Annotated in this window: 19 protein-coding genes; 12 read left to right on the forward strand and 7 right to left on the reverse strand. The window is 40.3% G+C overall.

Annotated elements, in window-relative coordinates; genetic code table 11:
• Positions 1-16: 16 nt before the first annotated feature.
• Entirely contained in the window at positions 17-2,089 is a 2,073-nt protein-coding gene (locus HMPREF1534_RS01095; protein WP_025066802.1) for a helix-hairpin-helix domain-containing protein, read from the reverse strand.
• Positions 2,090-2,250: 161 nt separating this feature from the next.
• Between HMPREF1534_RS01095 and HMPREF1534_RS01090 the strand changes: the two genes are divergently transcribed.
• Positions 2,251-2,757, forward strand: coding sequence for a DUF4294 domain-containing protein (locus tag HMPREF1534_RS01090; RefSeq protein WP_005945093.1), 507 nt, complete (start codon positions 2,251-2,253; stop codon positions 2,755-2,757).
• Positions 2,758-2,785: 28 nt separating this feature from the next.
• Here the strand turns inward: HMPREF1534_RS01090 and HMPREF1534_RS01085 are convergent, their stop codons facing one another.
• Positions 2,786-3,328, reverse strand: a complete 543-nt coding sequence (locus tag HMPREF1534_RS01085) for an RNA methyltransferase (protein WP_005945095.1) — start codon at positions 3,326-3,328, stop codon at positions 2,786-2,788.
• Positions 3,329-3,785: 457 nt separating this feature from the next.
• Between HMPREF1534_RS01085 and nadA the strand changes: the two genes are divergently transcribed.
• Positions 3,786-4,778, forward strand: a complete 993-nt coding sequence (gene nadA, locus HMPREF1534_RS01080; RefSeq protein ID WP_005945097.1) for a quinolinate synthase NadA — start codon at positions 3,786-3,788, stop codon at positions 4,776-4,778.
• 151 nt (positions 4,779-4,929) lie between these two features.
• A complete protein-coding gene (locus tag HMPREF1534_RS01075; RefSeq protein WP_005945099.1) occupies positions 4,930-5,631 on the forward strand; it encodes a hypothetical protein in 702 nt (233 codons plus the stop codon).
• Positions 5,632-5,898: 267 nt separating this feature from the next.
• Here the strand turns inward: HMPREF1534_RS01075 and HMPREF1534_RS01070 are convergent, their stop codons facing one another.
• The gene (locus HMPREF1534_RS01070) at positions 5,899-6,480 is read right to left on the reverse strand and encodes a non-canonical purine NTP diphosphatase (protein WP_005945103.1); all 582 of its coding nucleotides are present in this window, start codon (positions 6,478-6,480) and stop codon (positions 5,899-5,901) included.
• Between the two features lie 500 nt (positions 6,481-6,980).
• Here HMPREF1534_RS01070 and HMPREF1534_RS01065 point away from each other — a divergent pair, with 500 nt between their 5' ends.
• The 5 genes from HMPREF1534_RS01065 to HMPREF1534_RS01045 all read left to right on the forward strand — a co-directional run bounded on the left by HMPREF1534_RS01065 (position 6,981) and on the right by HMPREF1534_RS01045 (position 12,015).
• A complete protein-coding gene (locus HMPREF1534_RS01065; RefSeq protein WP_005945104.1) occupies positions 6,981-7,364 on the forward strand; it encodes a BlaI/MecI/CopY family transcriptional regulator in 384 nt (127 codons plus the stop codon).
• A gap of 233 nt (positions 7,365-7,597) precedes the next feature.
• Positions 7,598-8,488 (forward strand): M56 family metallopeptidase, encoded by an 891-nt coding sequence (locus HMPREF1534_RS01060; RefSeq protein WP_218958720.1) that lies wholly within the window; start codon positions 7,598-7,600, stop codon positions 8,486-8,488.
• A gap of 7 nt (positions 8,489-8,495) precedes the next feature.
• Positions 8,496-9,554 carry a 6-bladed beta-propeller gene (locus HMPREF1534_RS01055; protein ID WP_005945108.1) on the forward strand — a complete coding sequence of 353 codons (1,059 nt, stop codon included), beginning with the start codon at positions 8,496-8,498 and terminating at the stop codon, positions 9,552-9,554.
• A 30-nt stretch (positions 9,555-9,584) separates the two neighbouring features.
• Positions 9,585-10,721 (forward strand): 6-bladed beta-propeller, encoded by a 1,137-nt coding sequence (locus HMPREF1534_RS01050; protein ID WP_005945110.1) that lies wholly within the window; start codon positions 9,585-9,587, stop codon positions 10,719-10,721.
• 409 nt (positions 10,722-11,130) lie between these two features.
• On the forward strand, positions 11,131-12,015 hold the full coding sequence (locus HMPREF1534_RS01045; protein WP_005945117.1) for a hypothetical protein: 885 nt from the start codon (positions 11,131-11,133) through the stop codon (positions 12,013-12,015).
• A 15-nt stretch (positions 12,016-12,030) separates the two neighbouring features.
• Here HMPREF1534_RS01045 and HMPREF1534_RS01040 read toward each other — a convergent pair whose 3' ends face one another.
• From HMPREF1534_RS01040 to HMPREF1534_RS01025, 4 genes are all read right to left on the reverse strand, one after another.
• The gene (locus HMPREF1534_RS01040) at positions 12,031-12,927 is read right to left on the reverse strand and encodes a YitT family protein (RefSeq protein ID WP_005945120.1); all 897 of its coding nucleotides are present in this window, start codon (positions 12,925-12,927) and stop codon (positions 12,031-12,033) included.
• 6 nt (positions 12,928-12,933) lie between these two features.
• The gene (gene leuS, locus HMPREF1534_RS01035) at positions 12,934-15,768 is read right to left on the reverse strand and encodes a leucine--tRNA ligase (RefSeq protein ID WP_005945123.1); all 2,835 of its coding nucleotides are present in this window, start codon (positions 15,766-15,768) and stop codon (positions 12,934-12,936) included.
• A gap of 122 nt (positions 15,769-15,890) precedes the next feature.
• Positions 15,891-16,499 carry a hypothetical protein gene (locus tag HMPREF1534_RS01030; RefSeq protein ID WP_005945126.1) on the reverse strand — a complete coding sequence of 203 codons (609 nt, stop codon included), beginning with the start codon at positions 16,497-16,499 and terminating at the stop codon, positions 15,891-15,893.
• 175 nt (positions 16,500-16,674) lie between these two features.
• Positions 16,675-19,926 (reverse strand): S41 family peptidase, encoded by a 3,252-nt coding sequence (locus tag HMPREF1534_RS01025; protein ID WP_005945129.1) that lies wholly within the window; start codon positions 19,924-19,926, stop codon positions 16,675-16,677.
• Positions 19,927-20,090: 164 nt separating this feature from the next.
• Between HMPREF1534_RS01025 and HMPREF1534_RS01020 the strand changes: the two genes are divergently transcribed.
• From HMPREF1534_RS01020 to HMPREF1534_RS01005, 4 genes are all read left to right on the forward strand, one after another.
• On the forward strand, positions 20,091-21,623 hold the full coding sequence (locus HMPREF1534_RS01020; protein ID WP_005945131.1) for an arylsulfatase: 1,533 nt from the start codon (positions 20,091-20,093) through the stop codon (positions 21,621-21,623).
• A 664-nt stretch (positions 21,624-22,287) separates the two neighbouring features.
• Positions 22,288-23,883, forward strand: a complete 1,596-nt coding sequence (locus HMPREF1534_RS01015; RefSeq protein WP_005945133.1) for an ATP-binding cassette domain-containing protein — start codon at positions 22,288-22,290, stop codon at positions 23,881-23,883.
• Positions 23,884-23,997: 114 nt separating this feature from the next.
• Positions 23,998-24,969, forward strand: coding sequence for a hypothetical protein (locus HMPREF1534_RS01010; protein WP_005945135.1), 972 nt, complete (start codon positions 23,998-24,000; stop codon positions 24,967-24,969).
• Positions 24,962-26,194 carry an acyloxyacyl hydrolase gene (locus HMPREF1534_RS01005; RefSeq protein ID WP_025066803.1) on the forward strand — a complete coding sequence of 411 codons (1,233 nt, stop codon included), beginning with the start codon at positions 24,962-24,964 and terminating at the stop codon, positions 26,192-26,194. The genes HMPREF1534_RS01010 and HMPREF1534_RS01005 overlap by 8 nt, the downstream gene beginning before the upstream one ends.
• The last annotated feature ends 5 nt before the right edge of the window (positions 26,195-26,199 follow it).

Below are 26,199 nucleotides of genomic sequence, written 5' to 3' on the forward strand. Positions count from 1 at the left end.
AAAATACATAATGTTTTTAGAATTTCATCCTCAACTGCAAATAAAGATCACCCTTTGTACTTCCATCAATGGCCTCCAACGCCGAACCGATAACATCCCGATTTAAATAATGCGTCATCCCGTATTTAGCTTGAACCATGATATGCTTATTCAATTCATAACGTACATTTATTGCCAGTCGCGTACCTTCATAATAAAATGAAGGCATGGAAAAAGCATAAAGCACATTCTTTTCATAAATGGTTAACCGCGAATCATAATCATCCGTATTAAACCAAACACAACTTATATCACATTGGAAAGGCAAATCATTGAACTTATAACCGGCACTCTGCGACAATAAGAAGCCGGTGGAAGCTGACCGGTTTCGATAGTTTACCCGAACATAATCTGCTATTGTTTTCAACAACAGTTTATCCTTCAGTGAATAATTCAACTGATAACGACATTTCTGTTGTATATAAGGAATCGTTTGCTTGATTTTATCCTCTGCCGTGAAATCCTTTTTCTTGTTTTTATAGCGATACCTTATGAACATTTCCAGTTGATAAGTAGGTGAATAACTTAGCTGAATCAAGCCGTCAAAACCTTTGGTTCCCGGTTCGCTAACCAAATACTTCTTCCATGGAAAATAAAAAAAGTCTCCATAACAAGTCATCCTTATATATCGTAATAACTTAGTTTCCAATCCAATATAAAATCCACTTTCATTCTGTACACTACTTCCTTCTCCTATAGAACGACCATAAATACTTTGATACTTTGCATCATAATATCTGTTCATAACTATCAATTGTGTTCCTCCCTTCGGTGAATAACTCAACATATTCATAGTGGCAACAGCACCACTTTTATCAATAGCAGTCTCACCCAAAAAGGAAAAGTGCTTCCAAAAAAATTTGTAATCTCCTCCTACATTATAAAAGTCTTTGCCCCGAGGATAGAATTTATTATAAGGTTTTAAGTCAGGATTCAACGGCTTGTTGAAAACATTATAAACCGCTGTTAATCCTAACTCACAATACTTCCCATTATAATTTAAATTACTACCAATCACCTGATTAGTAATCATATTCTTCTTTTCAAATTCCCTGTATAAACGATGATATCCGTCCTTTTTCAACGAAGTTATAAACCGGTTATTCACAATACCGTCCATCTTCCGGTAAGAATAAAAAGCATCTGTCGTCCACCTTTTCGACAACTTATAACTGGCTGCCGCTCCCTGAAAATAATTATATTCGTCTGTCGAAGAATGTTTGCGAATTCCCCGATTCTTATTTCCCAATGTAGAAAGCGTAGCTGTTTTACCCATTCCGAAATCAGTGTTAATAACTAGTCCATAACCATAGCTTAAACGATAATTACCGATAGCCAATGATTTGATTCTGCCCATATTACGAATGAACAAGTACGGTGAATAAAAATCATATCCTTTTCTGTTCTGTCCGGCAAAGAAAGGTTCGCCGGCATCTTTTTCTGCCGTAAGTCCCAAATATATCTTATCCCGATAATGAAAACTATATCTCAGACTGTGATAATACCCATACCCCAAGTATTGTTTATTAGGATTCTTCTTCAATTCTTCCTTGGTGTGAAGCTTATACCCTGATTTAGTATAAAAAGGCATATCCACACGTGTTGATAACTCTTGTTTTCCATATTTCAACACTTGTTTCAAAGTAGGCTTATATTCCTCTTTTTCAGTATGTTTAAAGCAAATAAATGGTTGTAAACAACGAATAGTCTGCCTGTTAATATCTTCAATCATCCACAATTCATTCTCACTAAGCATCGGTCCATACTTATAAAGATAATACAAGATATTTTCAATCAGCTTGTCAGACAAAAAAGGAAATCTCTCCAACTGCTCTTTTGTTGCCGTATTGATATTGATAGGATTTTCTCTTAACTCCGATAACTCTTCAAAATTATTCTCCCACTGAAAAACTTCTCCTCCTTCTTCATCAATTAATTGCTCTGCCAATTCCTCCCAAGCTTCTTGTGCTGATAAGTTATTCACAGAAAAGCCTATTGTAATACAAGTAATTAACATTGATTTCAACAATCTGTTCATTTTGTAATTTATTGGTGTGTTTTAAGTTAAATAGTTTTATTCAAAGCAAGAGTAACCACATTTCTTACTACTTTTGCATAGAAATGAAAAGGAAACTCTATATAGCTTTATTTCTTTCCTTTATAGTCATTGCTGCCTATTCTCAGCAATCGACAACGACTATAAACGGATACATGGTGCCTGTATGTGTATACAAAGGGGATACCATTCCTTCACTACGGCTACCTAATGTATACGTATTCAAGCCATTAAAATTTAAAAATGAAAAAGAAAGACGGGAATATTACCGCCTGGTAAGGAATGTAAAGAAGACTTTGCCTTTGGCTCGTGCCATCAACCGTGCCATTATCGAAACCTACGAATATCTGGAAACACTCCCTGATAAAAAAGCCAGAGAGAAACATCTGAAACTCGTTGAAAAAGGACTGAAAGAGCAATATACTCCTGTCATGAAGAAATTAACTTTTGCACAGGGCAAACTGTTGATAAAGTTGGTAAACCGCGAAACCGATTCTTCCTCATACGAATTGGTAAAAGCTTTTATGGGTCCCTTTAAAGCAGGGTTTTATCAGACTTTTGCCGCATTGTTCGGCGCAAGCCTGAAAAAAGAATATCATCCCGAAGCGGAGGATAAGCTGACGGAACGGGTGGTATTATTGGTGGAAAACGGACAAATATAAATCCGGTTAGTTCCTCATTCTTTTATAGTTACTCTTTTCTAAACTTAATCAATTTATTTGCAAACTCCCAAAGTACAATGCCGGTAGTAACCGATACATTCAATGAATGTTTTGTGCCATATTGAGGAATTTCGATGCAACCGTCACAGGCATCAATTACTTCTTGTTGAACACCTTTCACTTCATTTCCCATTACGATGGCATACTTTTTATCCGGCTCAAGCTCAAGCTCGTCAAGCATGGTACTTCCTTCCACTTGCTCTATAGCCAACACCGTATATCCTTCATTATGAAGTTCTTCCACTGCTTCCAATGTATGCTTCACATACTTCCAGTCAACAGTATCTTCGGCTCCTAATGCCGTTTTGTGCATTTCAGGATGGGGAGGAGTGGCGGTAATACCACATAAATAAATACGTTCTACAAGAAAAGCATCCGATGTGCGGAATACGGAACCGATATTATGCAAACTGCGTACTTCATCCAATATCACTGCCAACGGTAACTTGTTTGCTTGCTTGAATTCATCTACTGTAAGACGGTTAAGCTCCGTTATTTTCAATTTTCTCATCTTTTTCTACATGCTATTAATATATATTGCAAAGATAATAACTAATTCACATAACCCTGTTGATAACGGTTGAAAACATGTAAAAAGAATGAGCATATCATTTCAAAAGTATTTCTTGCATATTTCAATAAAAGATATATCGAATGACAGAAATCAACAATCCAAAGAATAATTCAAGAACTTAAACCGACAATATCAACACAATTTAATCACTATTTTAGGCGTTCATAACCATAAAGTTTTTAACTTTGCATATTATCAACAGTTTGTTAATAGAAAAGATAAAGACTGTATTATCAGACTTTAAGCCCGTTGATTACTTATTCATATCTCTGCACCATGAATGAATAACTTCTCAGGCAAGAAAAGCAGTCTACTTTTTACTAACACTATTAACCGACAATTATCATCACTATAAATTCTTTTTTTAAGAGAAGAAAGAAAAAACATAGAAATAATGAATAAAGAGGAATGGTTGAAAAAGGGGTATGTTGCCGAACCGGTGGACAAGACCTTAGATTTGAAAGCAGAGATAAATAAGTTGCGTAAAGAGAAGAATGCACTTATTTTGGGACATTACTACCAGTCGGGTGAAATACAAGATATGGCTGACTTTGTAGGTGACAGTCTGGCATTGGCACAATGGGCGGCTAAAACAGATGCCGATATTATTGTGATGTGCGGTGTACACTTTATGGGAGAAACAGCTAAGATTCTTTGTCCGAATAAAAAAGTGCTTGTACCTGATTTGAATGCCGGTTGTTCTTTGGCCGATAGTTGCCCTGCCGATGCTTTTGCAGAGTTTGTTAAAGCACATCCGGAGCATACCGTAATTTCATACGTTAATACAACGGCTGCAGTAAAGGCTGTGACTGATGTAGTGGTGACTTCCACCAATGCCAAGCAGATAGTGGAAAGCTTCCCGGCAGACGAAAAAATCATCTTCGGACCGGACCGTAACTTGGGAAACTATATAAATTCGATTACAGGACGTAATATGCTGTTGTGGAACGGTGCCTGCCATGTGCATGAACAGTTCTCTGTTGAAAAAATTGCAGCTTTGAAAAAACAGTATCCCGATGCGGCTATTCTGGTACATCCCGAATGTAAAGGGGCTGTTGCGAAGCTGGCCGATAAAGTAGGTTCTACGGCAGGTCTGCTGAAATATGCCATTGCCAGTGATAAAAAGGATTTTATCGTTGCTACGGAAAGTGGAATTTTGCACGAGATGCGTAAACAATGTCCTGAAAAGAACTTTATTCCCGCTCCGCCCGAAGACAGCACTTGCGCTTGCAATGAATGTAATTTCATGCGGTTGAATACCATGGAAAAGCTGTATAATACACTGAAGTATGAATGGCCGGAAGTGACAGTGGATGAAGCGATAGCCCAAGAAGCGGTAAAACCTATCAAGAAGATGCTGGAAATCTCGGAGAAACTGGGATTATGAAAATAAAAAGTCGTTTATTCCATACGTTTCAGAGTAAGGGCGACTTTTTGGGATATTAATAAACAATTTACTTTGGCGGAATAATGTGTCCTTAAGGAATCGTTTATTCCGCCAAATTTATTTTCGATAGGAAAATAAAAAGGATTATAGAATGAAAAAAATACTATGGAAAAGAATGACGCTCCTTTTCAAGAATCGTAGGATAGGGGATTTTGTATGCAATTTTACTGCTGTAGTGCTGGGTATCATCCTTACTTTTATGGGAAGTGACTGGATAGAGAAACGGAATACGCAGCGGGATGTGAAGAGTGCGCTTCATTTGGTAAAAGCGGAACTACAGACTAACAGGGAAACCATTTTAGGCGGAAAACAGAGAGTAGAGCGGGAAATACGCGCTGCACAATTTTTATTAAGAAACAAGGATAGTCTTTTGGTGGTATCGAAAGATTCATTGGAGTATTATTCCAATATGCCTTTCCAAACTTCATTTATTACTTTTACTACTGATGCTTTGGAACTGATGAAGAGTTCGGCGCTTTTTCCACAAATAAAAGATAGGCAGCTGGGGTTGAGTATTATTCAGGCTTATGCTTCTATAAAGTCGGCTGATGTGCTATATACTACTTATCAAACCTTGAAAAAAGAACGGAATGACTGCCTGGATGCAAAACCGGAAGTGAAGCGTATCTATGCCCAGAAACTTTCTTTCGCTTTGTTATGGAGCCGCTTGTTGGCCATAGATGAAGGATATGATTTGTTGGTTCAGATTCCTAATATGATAAATCCCGAATCTTTTGATTATTTTATAAAAGAGATAGACTCTACTATACAAGCTATAGAGAAATATGAATGAGGATTGATAGAAGTAACAAGTGATAGAACTATAATTTGCAGAAATAACTTAGGGATATATGAAAAAGTTACAAGTTGGTTTTGATGCAATGTTACGTGCTACACCTACTGCATTTCATAAGTATATGTTTAATCGTATCAATTGGAACAATCCATCAACTATAAGGACAGAGTCTGCCTGCCCGAATGCATGAAGTGGACTATTTTCGGGCGAGCGAACCTCGCCCCTACTAGCAAAATGATATTTTTATACTACCCTTTTCACTTTTTACGCCTTCAGAAACCGGCAAAGCTTTTCCACCGCCAATGCACGATGGCTGATTTTATTCTTCGTCTCATTTCCCAGTTCGGCAAACGTTTGCTCATATCCTTGAGGCATAAAGATAGGATCATACCCGAAACCGGAGTCACCGCGTTTCTCTTTGATAATCTCACCTTTTACTACGCCTTCGAATAAATGCTTCTTTCCATTCGTTATTAAACAAATAACAGTGCGGAACTGTGCTTTTCTATTTTGTACTCCTTGCATATTCTGCAATAATTTCTGCATATTGGCTTCCGCATTATGTCCTTCTCCTCCTGCATAACGGGCAGAGTAAACACCCGGTTCTCCATTTAGTGCCTCTACTTCCAGACCCGTATCGTCGGCAAAACAGTCCAAACCGTAGTGTTCATAAATATACTCAGCTTTCAACATCGCATTACCTTCCAATGTATCAGAAGTTTCGGGGATATCAATATCGCAATGGATATCTTTCAAGCTCAATAATTCTACTTTCTCTCCTAGAATAGCGGATATTTCATCCAGTTTATGAGCATTGTTTGTAGCAAATACTAATTTTCGTTTCATCTTACATCGTATTTATTGAATGCAAAGATACTGAGAATGAACCAAAATAAGGTGATTCCTGACAGAATAAATATAGCCGGCAAGGAAGATAGCAGTCTATTTTGTTATGTTTACTTCGGATAGCAATCAGACTCCATATATAAAGCCAATCGGCTCTTGATATATTCGTTAATTTCTACCACCGATTTATTAATCGGTGGTAGTGATTAATAAATCAGTGGCACTGATTATAGAACCGATGGTGATGATTAATGAATGCAACGGTTCGTTGTAAAGAATGTATCAGCTCGCCGGACGAAATATCTATTGTCCCGTTTAGGTTATTAAACTGGCATCTTGTGTGTTACTGTGGAAACTCCCCCTACAAACTTATCTTATATGTAATGACACTCTAAATAAACTTATAAATATAGTTAATTAATAGTTCTTTTTCGCCTTTAAATGATAATGACTAAAAATTTAGTCATATATTTAGTTCGTACTTATCAATCTAATAAGTTATGGAACTAACAAAGGCAGAAGAACAAATATTGCATTATTTATGGAAGTTGGAGGAAGCTACCGTACAGGATATACTTTCGTGTATGGATGACGCAGGAAAACCTTCGCGCACTACCGTATCCACTATTATTCGTATTCTTGAAAACAAAGGGGCGGTCAGTCATAAACCGGGTACAGGGCGCGGTTACATTTATTATCCTTTGGTTAAAAAAGAAGAGTACTCCCGCAAACAGCTTTTTGGCTTTATCAGCCGTTATTTTGATAACTCCTTTTCATCCTTGGCTTCTTTTTTTGCCAAAGAAAGTAATATGACGGCAGAAGAGTTGGATGTACTGTTGGAAGAAACCAGACGGAAACTGAAAAATGAAAAAGGGAAGGAGTAATTATGTGGATATTACTCTTAAAAATTTGTTTGCTGACCACCCTTTTTTATAGTTTATATCATTGGGCATTGCGTGGAAATACCTTTTTCAGATTTAATCGGGTATATCTTTTAGCGGGAATGTTTATAGCTTTAGCACTGCCTTTTATCCCTCTATATTATGCTGTGCCAACGGTCAGTGAGACTGATTTGCCGGAAACGGCTTTTCGAATTGGCAATATCATAAGTATAGAAATGAAAGTCAATGAATCTGTCAATTTCAGTCAGATAGGTTGTCTCATTTATATTTCGGGACTTATTGTACTTTTGTTATCTCGTATGTGGACTGTTTTCCGGTTGTTCCGATGTATTCGCAACGGTTCAAAAGAAGTTTTTTGCGGTATTGTTTCGATAGAGACACCGATGGTTCAATCTTCTTTTTCTTTCCTTCGTTATATAGTGCTTCCACAAGGGATAAAAGAAGTGGATAAAAATGTGATTCTTGCACACGAAGAGACTCATATTCGCCAATGGCATTGCGTTGATTTATTGTTGGGAGATATTTTTTGTATCATACAGTGGTTCAACCCTATTGCTTGGCTGTATAAACGTGACTTGGTGGAAAACCATGAGTTTTTGGCGGATAGTAATGCCGGGAATGTGGCGGGAATGGATGTTTATAAGGAGACACTTACCCGATATTGGTTATATGGAACCATGAAAAGCTTGGTTAATCCGTTTGCATATTCTACCCGATTAATGCGTCTTTCCATGTTGAAAAAGCCTTCTTCTCACGGCATACAAAAATGTTGGACAGTAGCTCTTGTTCCTTTATTATTGCTGTATGTCTGGATATTTGCAGTTCCGGTATCGAGTGCAGAGGTTACAGATTTTCAGCAGGTAACGCTTATGGGGAAAATTACAGATGAAACAGGACAGAAAATAGTAGCTGCATCTGTATTTGTTTCTCGAAAATCATTTGGAACTATCAGTGATATCGATGGGAACTATCAGTTGTCGGTTGGGAAAAAGGATACGGTTTATGTTTCGATAGCCGGCTATGAAAAACAAAAAATATGTGTGTCCGATTATGCTGTAGAAAATGGTAAGTTAATGATTGATGTGCTTTTACAATCTCTAAAATAGTTATGTTATGAAACAGTGTATACTATTATTTACTTTTTTATGTGTGGCTATATTGCCATCCTTTTCACAGCAGAAAATTGATATATTGGGCAATGCAGGAAAAGAACAGGAAATCAAATTGAGTGAGGTAGCCAAAAGTGTTCGGGTAATTCCATTGGAAACAACGGAGGAATGTCTATTGGGTACTGATTTAAAAATATACTATGGTGAAGAATATATTTTTGTATGTGATCAAAGACAACCGGGAGCTTTTTATCGCTTCTCAAAGGATGGAAAGTTTCTTAATAAGATAGGCTGTTCGGGAGAAGGACCGGAAGAGTATATTCGTTCCCTTTCTTTTTCTGTGGATGAGGATAAAAAAGAGCTTTGGGTGGTTGATAGTAGAGGAAACAACTTTGTTATTTACTCGTATGATGGAAAATTTATGCGTAAAATACCTATTCATAATGCTTATACTTATCAAGTGGTGTTGAGGGAAAATGATATTATTTATGCTAATAATATGTTTTATCATAGTTCAAAAAATTATGAACTGTTGAGAGCTTCTCGTCAGGATGGAAAATTAATACAACGAGTACGTTCTACTGTTCCGGAAGATTATAAAATCAGATTATTATTGAGAGAGCCTTTGCTATATACTTATCAAAATGAGGTGTATTATAAAAATCCGTTGAAGAATGTTATTTGTGTATTGCGTGATGGTTTGAAGCAGTATAGAAGATATGAATTGAATATCGGTATGGTGGATAATGAGAATCGGGATGACTATTTTAATCCCAAAAAGAATCGAAATATGATAAATATAGCCGGTGTATATGAAACAGAAGATTTCTTGTTGTTTTTTTATGGTTATAAAGAGAAAGCTTATTGGATGCTGTGTTCCAAGCAAGACTGGATGTGCAAGGCTAATAATTATGAAGATTGTTTCACAGATGACCTTTCCCCTAGTGAAGAAAAGTTTGTTTGTCGTTCGTTTACTTCTGTTACTCAGCGTCATCTGATATCAATACGCGAAGATAAGGAAGGAGATGCTAATCCGACTCTGTTGGTAGCGGAATTAAAATAAAGAACATTATTAATTTAATAAAAAATGAATATGAAGTATCTGTTTTCTTTTTTATGCTTGTGCTGTGTTTTGTCGGTTTCAGCTCAAAAACCTGTGGTCATTAATTTGGCAAAAGCCATCAGTGAATCTCCTAAAGAGATAATGTTAAACGAGTTGGCTTCAGATATCAGGTATGTGCCTTTGGAGACAACCGATGATTGTCTGATGAATAATGAGTTCTACATCATGCAGTATACAGGGGAAGACATTATTACAAGTGGCATTTTTCATTTTGATAAGAATGGAAAGTTCCTCAATAAGATTGGAAGTAAAGGTCAGGGTCCGGAAGAATACTTGCAAGGTTTATTTGCTTTCGGCGATTGGAAAAACAAGTTATTATATGTTCAGAACTGGACTACTTTGACTTGTTATGGATTTGACGGAACGTTTGTGAGGAGTGTTCCTACACCCCAATTAAATATGGGAGCAGCCGGATTGTTTGACAAGAATCATATTTTGTATAGTAATGATATTTATTATGCTGACAAGGCGAATCCGATACAGTTATATATGGTCGACAGTCAGAATGGAAAGACTGTAAGTAAGTGGCGTGGTCATTTGGAGGAGAATAAGAAATACGGTATGATTCTGACTTCCCGTGATTTTATGTATAATTATGATAATAGTTTATTCTATAAGCCGGCCTTGGAGAATGTAATATTTAAGATTTTATCGCCCAAAAAACGTCAGTTGGTTTATAAATTCGATTGTTCCGGCAAAGATATTGATGTATCTGCTGATGAAGTTGACCCTAAGAAAAGATTTCAGTTTCTATCGGTGTATTGGGCTAAGGAAACAGCTCAGTATTTGTTTGTGAATTATGGAATGAAGAATATTTCTCGTTTGGGAATATATGATAAAGAGAAGAAAACCTTTACTAATGTTACTATTAAAGACAATCTGGCCGGTGGCTATGATATCCATCCTGCATGGACAAGTGATGACAATCATTTACTGATGGTCTATTATGCCGGTGGACTCCTGCAAGATAAAGAAAAGCGTTATTCAACCGGTCTCTTGCCTGAGAGAAAAAAGGAACTGGATGAGTTGCTGAAAAATATAAAAGAGGATGATAATCCGGTTGTCATTTTAGTGACTTTGAAACCTAAGAAAGATAATAAACAGTAATAACATTTATTGCAAGATGGTCGGACTTGATTTTCCAATGAGGGCAGATATATCGTCTTGTTCACATAATTCACATTCGATGAGCATGAATGATGTCTTTCACAATGATTTCCCATAAACAGGCGGTTTCGGCAGTTGTTATGTGTGAAAGAAGATATGCAATAAACTTTCTATCGGGTTAGTTCTTGCTTTTTTGTGATGAGAACGGACGATAATTCTTCATTAAAAAGACCTTGAGATTTTAAAAAAAGTTCCTGGAGTTTTTTGAAAATACTTCCATCTTTTTGATATGCCGTTGGCATGTACTTATTTATATAGATTGTTTTAAGAAAATAACAGTCCGAAATGATTGCCAAGCAATAGATTTTATTAAATTTGCATTTGCGGTATATTTAAAACAGAAGGGTTTATGAAGTGGAAATCGGATTTATTTAACAATATAGTCCGCATGGGAATATATTTGTTGCTTTGGGGCGTTTCATCAGACATGGTTGCTCAAGAGGATGTGAAACGCATTGTTCGTGACAGTGTGCGGACATCGTCCGAAATACAGGAAGGAAACTCTTTTTCTGTTTCTTTTCTGCATGAAGATTTTTCTGTGTCGGATGAAAAGACTTTAAGTTTTCCTCTGCCCCAACCTACTCCAACCGATTCTTTACTTCGTCTTTCTTTAAAGAAGCCACTTGTTCTTCCTTATTATACAAATCCTTCACCTATGTTCAGGGGAGATTACAGCACCGGAGGGATAATAAAAGGATTTGAAAATGGAGTGTTTTATGGTTCGGGAGAGCAGACTGCTTTGCCTGGTATCGGACTGATGAATAAAGCTTCGTTGGGATACATGTACAGGTTCAATCCCCGATGGAGCGTACAGGTGGGTGTCGATGCCATGAAAATGAATATGCCTTTCGCTGTTGGGCAGTCTTTCGGAACTTCGGGTGCAGTGATGTATCGGGCTTCAGACCGTGTTGCCTTTAAAGTATTCGGTTCTTATTATAGAGGTCAGACGTATGGTATGGAATCGCACAGTTATGGTGCCAGCATGACGGTGGATATGAGCGAACGGTTCAGTGTGGAAATGGGAGTGCAGCGCTATTACAATCCTTTGCGTGGAGGTTGGGAAACGGTTCCGGTAGTAGTTCCTTGTTATAAGTTCAATAAGTTTAATTTAGGGATAGATGTAGGCGGGTTGATTTACGAGATTCTTCACAAGGTGGTGATTGACAAGGACAGGAGCAAGATGGGTAATCCTACCCTTGGGCCGCCGTCCCACTTTCAGATGCAGGGACGGTGAAACAAGGGATAGAATTTATTTTATTTTCAATTTATCGAACCCTTCGCCATACACTCCCACTACATTGCTTTGTGAGATGAATGCATTGGGGTCAATATCTTTCACCAAACGGAATATATCCAGTGACTGGCTTTTTTTTGCCAATACCACAACGACCTTTATGTTTTGCTTGCTGTACCAACCGGTGCCGTCCAGCAATGTTACTCCGCGGTCGATTTGCTTGGTGATGCCTTCGGCTATTTCATCATGCTTACGTGAAAAGATGAGGAATTGAACAGACTGACGTGTACTGTTGATTACATAATCAATCACAATACTCATGATGAACAAGACACAAAATCCGAATAATACTCGCTTCCAATCGTGAAAGATAAAATAGCAGGAAGAAATAATGACGATATCACAGTACATCATCATTCGGCCTAACGTTACATCCTTATATTTATTGATAATCCAGGCTATGATATCTGTCCCTCCGGTACTTCCGTTATTGCAGAACACAATGCCAATGCCGAAACCTAACAATCCTGCACCTACTACACAAGCCATGAACTCTTGTCCGGGACCTAATAATTGTGGTAAGTTACCATCCGGCCCTTTTAATATTGCCTGAAAAAGCCAAAGCAGAAATGTCAGCATGAAGATAGCGTAAACTGTTTTCAAACTAAACTTGGGGCCGAGTATCTTCAATGCGAATCCTAAGAAGAGGGCATTGATTATGAAATAGGAAACTTGAATTTCCACACCCGTCACATAATAGATGATAGCCGAAATACCGGTTACTCCACCTGTGGTTATTTGATAGGGCAGCAAAAATGCTGCCCATCCCAATGCATAACACATCAGTCCGAAAGTAATGGACAAATAGTCCTTTACATCTCTACCAAGTCTGATTTTTAGAATCTTATCCATAGACGATTATAGTACGATATTTACAATCTTCTTCGGAACGATAATTACCTTCTTCGGAGTCTTGCCTTCAATCCATTTCTGTGCCTGCTCGTCTGCCATAACGGTTGCCTGAATGGTATCATTGTCAGCATCAGCAGGGAATTCCATGGTAAAGCGTGCTTTACCGTTGAATGAAATAGTATATTTCACACTATCTTCCTTCAGGTATTCTTCATTGAATACAGGCCATTGTGCATCGCATACGCTGGTGGTATTGCCCAGTGCTTCCCACAGTTCTTCGGCGAAATGGGGGGCGAATGGTGCCAACAGGACGATCAGATGGCTTAATACTTCCTTGTTGCGGCATTTCAGGCTGCCCAATTCGTTGACGCAAATCATGAAAGCGCTGATAGATGTGTTGTAAGAGAAGGTTTCAATGTCTCCGGTTACTTTCTTAATCAGTTTATGGATGGCTTTCAATTCTTCTTTGGTCGGTTCTCCTTCTACCGGCAGGAATTCATCTGTACGGCTATAGAAGAGGTTCCAGAGTTTTTTCAAGAAACGGTGTACACCGTCAATACCATTGGTATCCCAAGGTTTGGATTGTTCTACCGGACCGAGGAACATTTCGTACATACGCAAGGTGTCGGCACCGTATTTTTCGACAATCATGTCGGGATTGACTACATTGTACATTGATTTACTCATTTTCTCTACTGCCCAGCCGCAGATGTATTTTCCATCCTCAAGGATGAATTCGGCATTGTTGTATTCGGGACGCCATGCCTTGAATGCTTCGGTATCCAGCACATCGTTTGAAACAATGTTCACATCCACATGCAGCGGAGTAGTTTCATACTGGTCTTTCAGGTTCAATGATACAAAGGTGTTGGTATCTTTGATACGATATACAAAGTTGCTTCGTCCCTGAATCATTCCTTGGTTTACCAATTTCTGGAACGGTTCTTCCTTGATACTTATGCCCAGATCGTGAAGGAACTTGTTCCAGAAACGGGAATAAATCAAGTGACCGGTGGCGTGTTCGGTACCACCTACATAGAGGTCTACATTCTGCCAGTAATGGTCTGCTTTTTCCGATACCAACGATTGGTTGTTGTGCGGGTCCATATAACGCAGATAGTATGCGGATGAACCGGCAAAGCCCGGCATGGTGTTCAGTTCGAGCGGGAATACATGGACGTTGTCAATCAAAGAATTTTCCACTACTTCACCTTTTTCCACATCCCAAGCCCACTTGGTGGCATGTCCCAATGGAGGTTCGCCTGTTTCGGTAGGCAGGAACTTGGCAACTTCGGGAAGTTCAAGCGGTAACTTAGATGAATCAATCATGTAAGGCATACCGTCTTTGTAGTATACCGGGAACGGTTCGCCCCAATAACGTTGGCGTGAGAAAATGGCATCGCGAAGACGGTAGTTCACTTTTACACGTCCCAAATTGTGAGCTTTTACATATTCTTTGGTAGCTGCAATAGCTTCTTTGATGGTCAGACCGTTCAATGAGAGGTCACAGTAAGGGGTAGCATCTTTGCGGGGAGAGTTGCACACAATTCCTTCTTTGGCATCGAAACTTTCTTCGCTTACATCGCAACCTTCTACCAGTGGAATGATAGGCAGGTTGAAATGCTTTGCAAAAGCATAGTCACGGCTGTCATGGGCAGGAACCGCCATGATAGCGCCTGTACCATATCCGGCCAGTACATAGTCGCTAATCCATACGGGAACGGCGTCGCCGGTGAACGGGTTGACAGCATACGAACCACTGAATACGCCGGTCACACGGCGGTCGGCGATGCGTTCGCGTTCGGTACGTTTCTTGGTGCGGTCCAGATAAGCGTCCACTTCTTCTTTTTGTTCAGGAGTGGTAAGTTGGGCGACCAGTTCGCTTTCGGGTGCCAGTACCATGAAGGTTACACCGAACATGGTATCTGCACGAGTAGTGAAGATAGTGAATTCGATATCGCTGTCTTTTACCTTAAACTGTACTTCCGTACCTTCCGAACGGCCAATCCAGTTGCGCTGGGTTTCTTTCAGTGAGTCTGTCCAGTCCACCGTATCCAGTCCTTCAAGGAGCCGTTGTGCATAAGCCGAAACGCGCAGGCACCATTGACGCATTTTTTTCTGTACTACGGGGAAACCGCCGCGTTCAGAAACTCCATCCACCACTTCGTCATTGGCAAGAACAGTTCCTAGTTGCGGGCACCAGTTCACCATGGTTTCTCCCAAATAGGCAATGCGGTAGTTCATCAGGATTTCCTGTTGTTCTTTTTCGCTCTTGGCATTCCATTCTCCGGCTGTGAAGCTGAGTTCTTCGCTGCAAGCTACATCGAGTCCTTCGGTTCCTTTCTGTGCGAAGTGCTCTATCAGTTTGCTGATAGGTTGTGCCGATGAACAGGTATTGCAATAAAAGCTGTTGAACATCTGCTGGAAAGCCCATTGTGTCCAATGATAATAACCCGGTTCACAAGTGCGGACTTCACGGTCCCAGTCAAAACAGAAACCGATTTTGTCCAATTGTTCGCGGTAGCGGTTGATATTGTTGACGGTAGTGATGGCGGGATGCTGTCCGGTCTGGATAGCGTATTGTTCGGCAGGAAGTCCGTAAGCATCATATCCCATCGGATTGAGGACATTAAAGCCCTGCAAGCGTTTGTAACGTGCATAAATGTCGCTGGCAATGTATCCCAGCGGGTGTCCCACATGCAATCCTGCTCCCGATGGATAAGGGAACATATTAAGCACGTAGAATTTCTTTTTTGATTCGTCTTCAGTCACCCGATAGGTTTTATTTTCTACCCATCGTTGCTGCCATTTCTTTTCAATCTCTCTGAAATTGTATTCCATGATTTATTTTTGTTATTTAATATCTTTGTTATTAAGTGGTTGCAAAGATAATGAAAGTCGGGGAGATAACAGAAAGAACGGGGAAAGAAAATAATCCGGTACATGGGGCTTCTGTGTCTACATCATTCGGAGCTTCTTTCTACCTTTTCGTAGGTTACGTTGATGCGGGTATAAGTCCATTGATGGTTGAAGAAGTCAAAGTAACGGGCTGTCATTTCTACAACAAAAGTGTCTTTGCCGGTTCTTTCCAGTCGTTCCACCACACCCAGGCGGACCGCACCGGGATTGACCAATCTTAAATCCACTCTCGAATCTTCGGTGAGTGTATATTCGTAATCAGTCAAGTCGTGTGTGTAGAATGCCAGATAAGGTTCTGTTTCTTTCCGGTTCTGAAAAATGATTTCTTGCAAAGGAAGTCTTAGTAGCAGCAGTTGATAATCAGGTTGGTCATCGAAAGCCGGGCGGACTTCGGCGTAGTTGCTCCATTCTTCAAAATGATAGAAAGGAATAGGCGTCTCGTCTTTATTATTGCCGTGTACGGGGGCAGCTATCTCTTCATAAAGATTGGAAGAACTGATGCCGTCATTGTTCAGGTCAAGAGGTTGGTCTGATTCCATGGCGGTAATCTTGTAATGCCCTTTAAAGTTATTTTCAATTACGGTTTCTTCATTGTTTTGGCAAGAGCTGAATGCCAATAGTACTGATAACAGCAGGTAATGGATGTGTTTCATATTGTTTTTAGTTTTCTAATGTTTTTATTGATGGGATAGGTCTGCTTGCCCGAAAAAGTTCACTTTGTGTATTGGTGAATGTATTCGGGCAGGCAGACCCTGCCCTTACAGTTGACGGTTTGATAGACCATCTTAATTTTGACACTCCTGAATGCATAGAGCAACCGGGTGATATTTATTGTTTCAATCCCAAGTCCTTGAATGTTCTCGGAGCCGGAACTTTAGGCAATGGTTTGCGGTCTTTCAGCTCTTGCATAATGACCTCTATGGCTTTATTCAGTTGCTGGTCCTCTCCCATCTGTTCTTTTATCGGGTCATTGTCAATCAGGATATCGGGGTCTACTCCATGGTTTTCCACAATCCATTGACCGGTCTTGGCATCGAAGTTGGTAAAGAAGGGAACACGTACGTCCGTATCGTCCATATAAGGCAGCGGACCACTGATTCCGACAATGCCGCCCCAAGTCCGGGTACCGATTACTTTACCGATTTTGTTTGCTTTGAAGCTCCAAGGGAACAAGTCACCGTCCGAAGCCGAATACTTATTGATTAGCAATACTTTCGGTCCTACCAGTGTGGCATCGGGAATAGTTCCCACTTTTGTGGATGTGCGGCTCATGGTCAGACGATAAGGCCGGCGAAGCAAACGTTCGATAATCATGGGTGAGACATTGCCGCCGCCATTGGCACGGTCATCGATGATGAGTGCTTCCTTGTCCAACTGTGGATAGAAATAACGGGCAAATTCGTTCAGTCCGTCAGGACCCATATCGGGGATATAGACATAACCTACACGGCCGTTGGTGGCTTCTTCTACTTTCTTGATATTGTTTTGCACCCAATTGTAGTGATACAACGGATATTCATTGTCGATCGGGTTTACTACTACTTGACGTGCACCTTTGGCTGATGGAGTACTGTTGATACTTAATTCGGTCAGTACACCTGCTTTGCCTATTAGTAAACTATAAATATTGTCTACAGTGGTAGTCGGGATACCGTCGACGGCAGTGATGTAGTCACCTTCTTTTACGCCAAGACCCGGTTCGGTAAGCGGAGAGCGGAGCTTCTGGCTGTAAATGGCTCCCGGTAAAATCTTTTCGATACGGTAGAATCCACTTTTATCGCGGTTCAGCTCGGCTCCCAGCAAACCCATCTTGATGCGTTCGGGACCCTTGATTTCTCCGGGGTTCACATACGCATGTCCACAGGCTAATTCGGCAATCATCTCACCGATAATGTAGTTGAGGTCTAAACGGGTTTTTGCGTATGGAAGCAAAGCGGCATATTTTGTTTTGATGGCTTTCCAATCTACTCCGTGCATATTTTCCAAATAGAAACCATCGCGGAAAGCCCGCCAGGTTTCATCGAAAATTTGTGCCCATTCTTGTGGATAGTCTATCGGGGCAATCATGTTGTCGAGGTTTACTTTCTTGTCCAAAGAAGCTTTGTTGCAAGGGAAATCACATACATACAAGTCGCCGCCTTTGTAGAAGATGGCTTTTTTGTTTCCTTCGGCTACGCTCATGTTGGCTCCTTCGGCCACGATTTCTTCTTTTTGTTCAGCCAAGTCGAATACTTTGGTGTTGCCGGAGTTGGAATACCATACTTTTTTTCCGTCGGAATAAAGTTGATAATAATAGCCTGCCGCAAGAGGAAGTTTGAGCAAGCGTCCGGGCAATCCTTCGGTATCGATGGTTACTCCGGTTGCTTGATCGGCTTTGTTATCCGCTTTATTTTCTTTGGTTGCGGCTTTGTTTCCGGGAGCATTATCTTCGATGCTGATTTTTTCGTCTGATGGCAGGAAAGGAGATGGGGTATCTTTGGCGAGTAAAGCAATATATACTCCCCCCATACGGTTGTAAGCATGATTCCATTCTGTCTGGCTATAGATGGGGTTGAAATCGCGCTCGGAAGTAAAAATGAGATATTTGCCGTCAGTGCTGAAACAGGGTGATGAAGAGTCATACCATTTCTCTGTTACAGGATATTCTTTACCCGAAGTAAGATGGTATACATAGACCACAGACATGTTGTTCTTGCCCGATTTGGTATAAGTAATCCATTGGCTGTCGGGAGAGTAATTGACTGAATAAAACTCTCCTTCAGGGTTTTGCATGACAGTTTTTTTGGATTTTGAGTTGACATCTACTTCCACGATACGGTTTTTGCGGTCGGTGTAGAGCACTTTTTTGCTGTTCGGACTCCACATCAGTTGGCGGATGTAGGTGTCGTTGTTTTCAGTCAGTTGGATAGGTTCTCCGCCTTCGGAGGGTTGCAGCCAGACTTCAGTTTCTCCGGTCCGGTCGCTGATATAGGCGATGTATTTTCCGTCCGGGCTCCAAACTGCATCGCGCTCGTTGGCCCCCGGAGTACGAGTAATGTCGCGGGTTACTCCTTTATCTGCCGGAACATCAAACACCTCGCCGCGAGCAGTTACCGCTACCCGGTGTCCGTCGGCAGAAAGACTGACTGCAGTCAGATTTCCCCCTACTTTTTTCATTTCCTTGCGGGCAAGGATATTATCAGATTTTAAAGTAATGGATATTTTTTCGGTTTGGCGAGTCTTCGGGTCGAGTTTATAAAGGTATCCTCCATTCTCATATACAATGACTTCGCCGTTCGAGCTGGGGAATTTGACATCGTAGTCTGTATAGTTGGTAACTTTCTCAGTCTGTTTCGTTTGGGTATTGTAGACAAAGATGTTCATGGTCATGTCACGGTCGGAGATAAAGAAAATCTCGTCGCCTATCCACATGGGGACAATGTCTTGCGCCACATTATTGGTAATGTTTTCCACTTTTTTGTTTGCAGGATCGTAAATCCAGATATCGTCAGCCATTCCGCCACGGTAGTATTTCCAGTTACGGAATTCACGCATTACACGGTTGTAAGCCAGCTTCTTACCATCTGGAGAGTAAGAACAGAATCCGCCTTCGGGCAATGGAATGAGTTGAGACATGCCTCCGTCCTTGGATATCGTCCAGAGTTTTCCGTCAAATCCGTCACTGATACGATTCCGATAGACGATGTTCTTACCGTCGGGGCTCCACGTCATGACGATATTGTTAGGCCCCATACGGTCTCCCAAGTCATCACGGCTGTTGGTGGCAGTGTAAGTCAGTCGGGTCGGTTCTCCTCCATCGGCAGATATCAGATACACTTCCGTATTTCCGTCATATTGTCCGGTGAAGGCGATAGATTTGCCATCGGGCGAGAAACGGGCAAACATTTCATAGCCGATATGCGAAGTGAGGCGTTGTGCTTCTCCGCCTTTCAGGGGAGCTTTGTACAAATCGCCTGCATAGGAGAACACAACTTCCTGTCCGTTTGTAGCAGGAAAGCGTAGTAGTCTGGCCTCATCGGTAGCATGTCCGACGGAGGTAGTCCCTGTCAGTAACAGGGTGAATAATAGTTTTTTATTCATTTTACTTGCTGTTTGTAATATGGTTGCTTATAAGAGCAAAGTTAAGATTATTTTTTTATTCATGTTCTTTGTTGTCTGAAATATAATTCATAAATTGCACTGTTTATCAATAATATTAGTTGCTTTTGTATACCTTTGCGTTTAACCTTTAATAGATATATAGAATGAACAAAAAACTTTTATGGCTGGGCAGTGGACTTGCCCTTACTTCATTGGGTGCTTATGCACAAAAGAGTCATGATGTGAAGCCAAATATCATATACATTATGTGTGATGATATGGGATATGGTGACTTGGGTTGTTACGGTCAATCATATATCAGTACTCCTAATATTGATAATATGGCCAAAGAGGGTATGCGCTTTACTCAGGCTTATTCAGGAAGTCCGGTCAGTGCACCTTCCCGTGCTTCGTTTATGACAGGACAGCATACCGGTCACTGTGAAGTGCGTGGAAATAAAGAGTATTGGCGTGACGCTCCCATCGTGATGTATGGTAATAACAAAGAATATTCAGTGGTGGGACAGCATCCTTATGACCCCGAACACATAATCATTCCCGAGATAATGAAGGATAATGGTTATACTACCGGTATGTTCGGTAAATGGGCAGGAGGATATGAAGGTTCTGTTTCTACTCCCGACAAACGGGGTATTGATGAGTTTTATGGTTTTATATGTCAGTTTCAGGCTCATCTTTACTATCCTAATTTTTTAAACCGTTACAGTAAGTCATTAGGTGATACGGCTGTGGTGCGTGTGATAATGGATGAAAATATCAAATATCCCATGTACGGCAAAGAATACTATAAACGTCCGCAATACTCTGCCGATATGATTCATCAGGAAGCCATGAAATGGCTTGATAAGCAAGATGGTAAACAACCGTTCTTTGGTATTTTTACTTATACATTGCCTCATGCAGAATTAGTTCAACCTGAGGATTCTATTTTGGAAGGATATCAGAAAAAGTTCTTCCATGACAAGACATGGGGAGGTTCGGAAGGTTCTCGCTACAATGCTTCTGTTCATACACATGCGCAGTTTGCCGGTATGATTACCCGTTTGGATCATTATGTGGGTGAAGTACTGAAGAAGCTGAAAGAAAAGGGAATGGATGAAAATACACTGGTTATCTTTACCAGCGATAACGGTCCTCACGAGGAAGGTGGTGCAGATCCTACATTCTTTGGACGTGACGGTAAGTTGCGCGGTTTGAAGCGTCAATGTCACGAAGGAGGTATCCGCATTCCGTTTATTGTTCGCTGGCCGGGTAAAGTAAAAGCCGGACAAGTTAATGACCATCAGTTGGCGTTTTATGATTTGATGCCGACATTCTGTGATGTGGCAGGCGTGAAGAACTACGTGAAGAAATATACCAATAAAAAGAAAAAAGGTACTGATTATTTCGATGGAATCTCCATCTATCCTACTTTGACCGGACAGGAAGGACAAAAGCAACATGACTTCCTTTATTGGGAATTTGACGAAACTGACCAGATAGGTGTCCGCATGGGTGATTGGAAGATGGTAGTGAAACGTGGCAAACCTTTCCTTTATAATCTTGCCGAGGATATTCACGAAGACCATGATGTAGCAGCCGAACATCCTGAAATTGTAAAACAAATGAAAGAAGTAATCAAGTCACAGCATATACCGAATCCTAATTTCTCGGTTACTTTACCTGACTTTGATTAATATCAATTCAAGGCTTTTGGTGAGGCTATTGAAGAATGTTGGTATCAGAGCTGATTATCGAATCATTCTAATGGTTTGGTGATTAGTTGGTTTTATCGAAATCACCCTTGCTACAACTACCTGTGGCGAGGGTGATTTTTAGTTTATGAGAGTTTCGATACACCTTCCTTCTCTTTATGGTATTGGAGTGTGGGATAACGGGGTCGCATTGTTTTCTTGGGGATTTAAAGCTCATTCAGAAACAAAGGGAAGAGTAAGCCGTTTCTTAGGGTCAGCCAAGGCTTTTTAAGCAGAAGACTGTAGTAATTCGACTTACAGACAGACGTAATCGAAAGGACGAAAACGCTTAGTCCGGCTAATGAAACGGCTTAGGGGGCTCAAAACGTATGCAGCGTTTGAAAATCGGAGGAGACAACATCCGGTGACAGGTGAATAATGTATTATAAGTAAATTTATCGTTTGCTTTTGTATATCACTGAAAAACAATTATCTTTGTCCCCGAAATCTAAAAGCATTCCGATGAGAATCTAAACATCTATTTTTAAACAACTATTTATTTCATGTTGGGACGGCAGGCGAAGTGAATTCGTTTGTTGTGTAATAGTTGTCCTCTATTCCCACAATATACATTTCAGTATTAACATTTTAATTTTATAGAAACAGTATGTGTATACATATACAGTCGGTTACTTATATGCATCCTGATAAAGATGTGCTCTTCAGTAATGTCAGTTTCTCTATGGGGAAAGGTGAGAAAGTAGCGCTTATCGGGAATAACGGATCAGGAAAATCAACCTTGATGCAGCTGATAACAAAAGAATTATCACCTTCGGAAGGTGAAGTGATTTGTTTGGAACCACCTTATTATATTCCCCAACACTTCGGACAATTTAATCATCTGACGATAGCCGGGGCTTTGCGAATTGAAGGAAAGATACAAGCACTTCATGCCATTTTGCAGGGAGATGTTTCTGTGGAGCATTTTACGGTATTGGATGATGATTGGGATATAGAAGAAAAGGCGGTTGCCGCTTTACATGAATGGGGATTGCCGGGAGTGCCTCTCTCCCATCCCATGCATTTGTTAAGTGGAGGAGAAAAGACGAAGGTTTTTTTGGCAGGAATTGCTTTACATTCACCGTCTTTTATTCTGATGGATGAGCCGACTAACCATTTGGATGATGTGAGCCGTGGAAAATTATATCGCTTTATCACTTCCACTTCGTCCGATATGTTGGTAGTCAGCCATGACCGGATATTGCTTAATCTGCTTTCTTCCACTTACGAACTCACGTCGAAAGGAGTAATTTATTATGCGGGGAATTATGACTTTTACAAAGAGCAGAAGGAGTTGGCCGTTCAAGCATTGCAAGCCCGGTTGGAAGAGAATGGGAAGCAGTTACAGAAGGCACGCAGACAGGCACGTGAAGTGATGGAGCGTCAACAGAAGCACGATGTGCGTGGAAAGAAGCAGAATATAAAAAGTGGAGTTGGCAAGATGGCTATGAATACTTTTAAAGATCAGGCAGAAAAAAGTTCTGTACGCTTGAACAATGTTCATACCGATAAAATACATTCATTAGCAAAGAGTGTTACTGATATTCGGAGTGAATTACCGGACATGAAGACAATGAGGCTGGATTTTAATTCTTCTTCCTTGCATATTGGCAAGGTACTGGTTACTGCCAAGAACCTGAATTATGCCTATCAGTCTGAAGAATTGTGGAAATCTCCTCTTAGTTTTGTGATACAAAGTGGGGATCGTATTCATCTGAAAGGGGCTAACGGTAGTGGAAAGACTACTTTATTGAAATTGCTGACCGGTACCCTCTCTCCTACTGCAGGTGAACTGACGAGAATGGATGGGCTGACATGTGTTTATCTTGACCAGGAATATTCTATTATTCATGATGACTTATCAGTTTTTGAACAGCTTTTTTCCTTTAACAATAAACTTTATGACCATGAGCTTAAAACCATTCTTAACCGCTTTCTTTTTCCTGTGTCCGGTTGGGATAAGAAATGTAGTTGTCTGAGTGGTGGTGAAAAGATGAGACTTTCTCTCTGCTGTCTGATGGTGAGTACGCAAACTCCCGATCTGTTTATAGTGGACGAACCGACCAATAACATCGATATTATGAATATGGAGATATTGACTGATACTTTGAAGGAGTATCGGGGAACATTATTGGTTGTGAGCCATGATGCCTGTTTTGTGCAGCAAATTAATATAGAGAAGACGATAACGTTAAATATGTGATGAAGACTGCAAGAATTCAAATTTACGGAAAATCAGATAAATATGCCTGTATTTATGGCATTGTTCGGAAATAAATGTTATTTTTGCCCATGTGAAAGAAAAACACAAAACAACATGAAAACTCTCCTGCATATCGTAGTATATATTTTTATCCTTATGGGATTATCCGGTTGTAATAGCGATGTCTTCGTTGAAGATTTTCAGCCTTCTGTTTCTGATGTGACTTTAGAAGGAAACGGTGATTCGGTGACTATTCGTTTTAAGTCTTCCAATTGGGACCTGCTGAGAGTGTATGATTATTATGATAACTCTTCATTATATTATTCGGTTTATGATAAAGATGGTAATATAGTTTCGCAGAATCAGTCACCTGTTTTGGAAGGATTGGGCAAAATAGTCTGTGATGATATCATTTATAAAGATAAGATGGTTGATTTTGCCATTGAGCGTACTCATCCTAGGGAGGTGAAGATAACAGTAAACGAAAATATGTATTCTTCTCTTTTTCAGTTTTGCGTTACGGTAAGTAACGAATATGAAACGAAAAAAATATATGTATCCATAACACCTTCCGACAGATATATATTTGACCGTATCACTTATTCGCTTGATGCCTATAGTTATACGGATAAACAAATAGAAGAGCGCAAGAGCATAGTGGTCAATAACAGGGGAGATGAGTCAATCGTAACCAACTATATCTTCCCTTTCAAAGATGAGCATCGGCAGATACAATTCACCAGTAATAATCCCGAGGCTTTTAATTTGTTGGCAGATAGTAAGCCGGAGGTTGAGATTCCCGGCATTGTAGATGGCCATCTGGTGATGAACGGAGAACTGGCGCGATATGCTTCTGATATGCAACAATTGCCTTTGCCTTTTCCTGATACGGAAAAGGAGGCGGTCACTACTCCGCCCAAAACTTCGCAGCGTATCACCCTGTTGCTGGAATATGAATGGTTTGAGACTAATTTTACTCTTTATGCCGTTCATCCCAAAACAAAAAAAGAGAAAGTCATTACCGGTACTTTGCAAAGCAAGATGCCCAAAGGATATTTCATAAAGAGTGAGAAGCTCAATAATTAGAACAATGAAAACGAAATTACTCTTATTATATATTGCCGGCCTTTTGGCTGTTTGCCCGATGGGTGGAAATTTGATGGCTCAGACGGCTACGCAACCGGATGTATTAAAGAATGACACAGTAAGCCATAAGTTGATTCATAGACTCGGCTTAGATGTACGTCCCAGTTATGTGACCCCTACCAATGATTTCTTTGATGGTGACAATATGCATCAACAACGAATCAGGCAGGCTCTTTCTGTACACCTGAAATATGCTTTTCAATTCGATAAGAATTCATCTTTAGGTCGGTTGTATCCTCATGCTTATCAGGGTATTGGAGTTTCTTACAATACATTCTTCTGCCCTTCCGAACTGGGTAATCCCATAGCGGTATATGCTTTTCAAGGGTCACGCATAGCGCAGTTGTCACCCCGTTTGTCATTTGATTATGAATGGAATTTCGGTGCTTCTTTCGGGTGGAAGAAATATGATAGGACATATAATCCGCAGAATGAGGTTATCGGGTCTAAAATCAATGCTTACATCAATTTGGGCTTTTTCCTGAATTGGCAGCTTAATTCGCAATGGAGTCTGACCGCCGGTATGGATTTTACTCATTATTCCAATGGAAATACACATTATCCCAATTCAGGTGTCAATCCCATTGGTGGAAGAGTAGGTATTGTGCGTACTTTTGGAGACGGGGCTACAACTGTACAAGGTTTTAAATCGCTGTCCATCAAACCTTATATCAGTTATGACTTGGTGGTGTATGGCGCTACTCGTAAAAGAGGATTCGTGGATGGCTATGACGTTTGTTTGGTACCCGGCTCTTTTGGTATTGTTGGGTTGAACTTTAATCCGATGTACAATTTCAACAAGTATTTTAGGGCCGGTGTGTCTGTGGATGCTCAATATGACGAGAGTGCTAATATCAAAGATTATCGAGTAGAAGAAAGTTCGTCAAGTGATGTGAAGTTCCATCGTCCTCCTTTTCACAAGCAGTTTGCTGTAGGTCTTTCTGTCCGTGGGGAGCTGGTTATGCCTATTTTTTCTATCAATGCCGGTATCGGACGGAATCTGATATGCAGTGGTGATGATACGGAGGGGTTTTATCAAATTCTGGCACTTAAGACTTCTATTACACCGCGTTTGTTTTTGCATGTCGGCTATCAGTTGAGTAAATTTAAGAACCCCAACAACCTGATGCTGGGGTTTGGATACCGTTTTTACAAGAAAAGGTAGAAGAG

Source organism: Phocaeicola massiliensis B84634 = Timone 84634 = DSM 17679 = JCM 13223 (assembly GCF_000382445.1).
Lineage (GTDB): Bacteria > Bacteroidota > Bacteroidia > Bacteroidales > Bacteroidaceae > Phocaeicola > Phocaeicola massiliensis.

Excerpts from the sequence above, each read along its gene's own strand:
- HMPREF1534_RS01040 (WP_005945120.1), bottom strand. The coding sequence starts at position 12,927 with ATGGATAAGATTCTAAAAATCAGACTTGGTAGAGATGTAAAGGACTAT.
- HMPREF1534_RS01020 (WP_005945131.1), top strand. The coding sequence starts at position 20,091 with ATGAACAAAAAACTTTTATGGCTGGGCAGTGGACTTGCCCTTACTTCA.
- nadA (WP_005945097.1), top strand. The coding sequence starts at position 3,786 with ATGAATAAAGAGGAATGGTTGAAAAAGGGGTATGTTGCCGAACCGGTG.
- HMPREF1534_RS01075 (WP_005945099.1), top strand. The coding sequence starts at position 4,930 with ATGAAAAAAATACTATGGAAAAGAATGACGCTCCTTTTCAAGAATCGT.
- HMPREF1534_RS01085 (WP_005945095.1), bottom strand. The coding sequence starts at position 3,328 with ATGAGAAAATTGAAAATAACGGAGCTTAACCGTCTTACAGTAGATGAA.
- HMPREF1534_RS01070 (WP_005945103.1), bottom strand. The coding sequence starts at position 6,480 with ATGAAACGAAAATTAGTATTTGCTACAAACAATGCTCATAAACTGGAT.
- HMPREF1534_RS01030 (WP_005945126.1), bottom strand. The coding sequence starts at position 16,499 with ATGAAACACATCCATTACCTGCTGTTATCAGTACTATTGGCATTCAGC.
- HMPREF1534_RS01055 (WP_005945108.1), top strand. The coding sequence starts at position 8,496 with ATGAAACAGTGTATACTATTATTTACTTTTTTATGTGTGGCTATATTG.
- HMPREF1534_RS01060 (WP_218958720.1), top strand. The coding sequence starts at position 7,598 with ATGAAAGTCAATGAATCTGTCAATTTCAGTCAGATAGGTTGTCTCATT.
- HMPREF1534_RS01045 (WP_005945117.1), top strand. The coding sequence starts at position 11,131 with ATGAAGTGGAAATCGGATTTATTTAACAATATAGTCCGCATGGGAATA.
- leuS (WP_005945123.1), bottom strand. The coding sequence starts at position 15,768 with ATGGAATACAATTTCAGAGAGATTGAAAAGAAATGGCAGCAACGATGG.
- HMPREF1534_RS01015 (WP_005945133.1), top strand. The coding sequence starts at position 22,288 with ATGTGTATACATATACAGTCGGTTACTTATATGCATCCTGATAAAGAT.
- HMPREF1534_RS01050 (WP_005945110.1), top strand. The coding sequence starts at position 9,585 with ATGAAGTATCTGTTTTCTTTTTTATGCTTGTGCTGTGTTTTGTCGGTT.
- HMPREF1534_RS01090 (WP_005945093.1), top strand. The coding sequence starts at position 2,251 with ATGGTGCCTGTATGTGTATACAAAGGGGATACCATTCCTTCACTACGG.
- HMPREF1534_RS01025 (WP_005945129.1), bottom strand. The coding sequence starts at position 19,926 with ATGAATAAAAAACTATTATTCACCCTGTTACTGACAGGGACTACCTCC.
- HMPREF1534_RS01065 (WP_005945104.1), top strand. The coding sequence starts at position 6,981 with ATGGAACTAACAAAGGCAGAAGAACAAATATTGCATTATTTATGGAAG.
- HMPREF1534_RS01010 (WP_005945135.1), top strand. The coding sequence starts at position 23,998 with ATGAAAACTCTCCTGCATATCGTAGTATATATTTTTATCCTTATGGGA.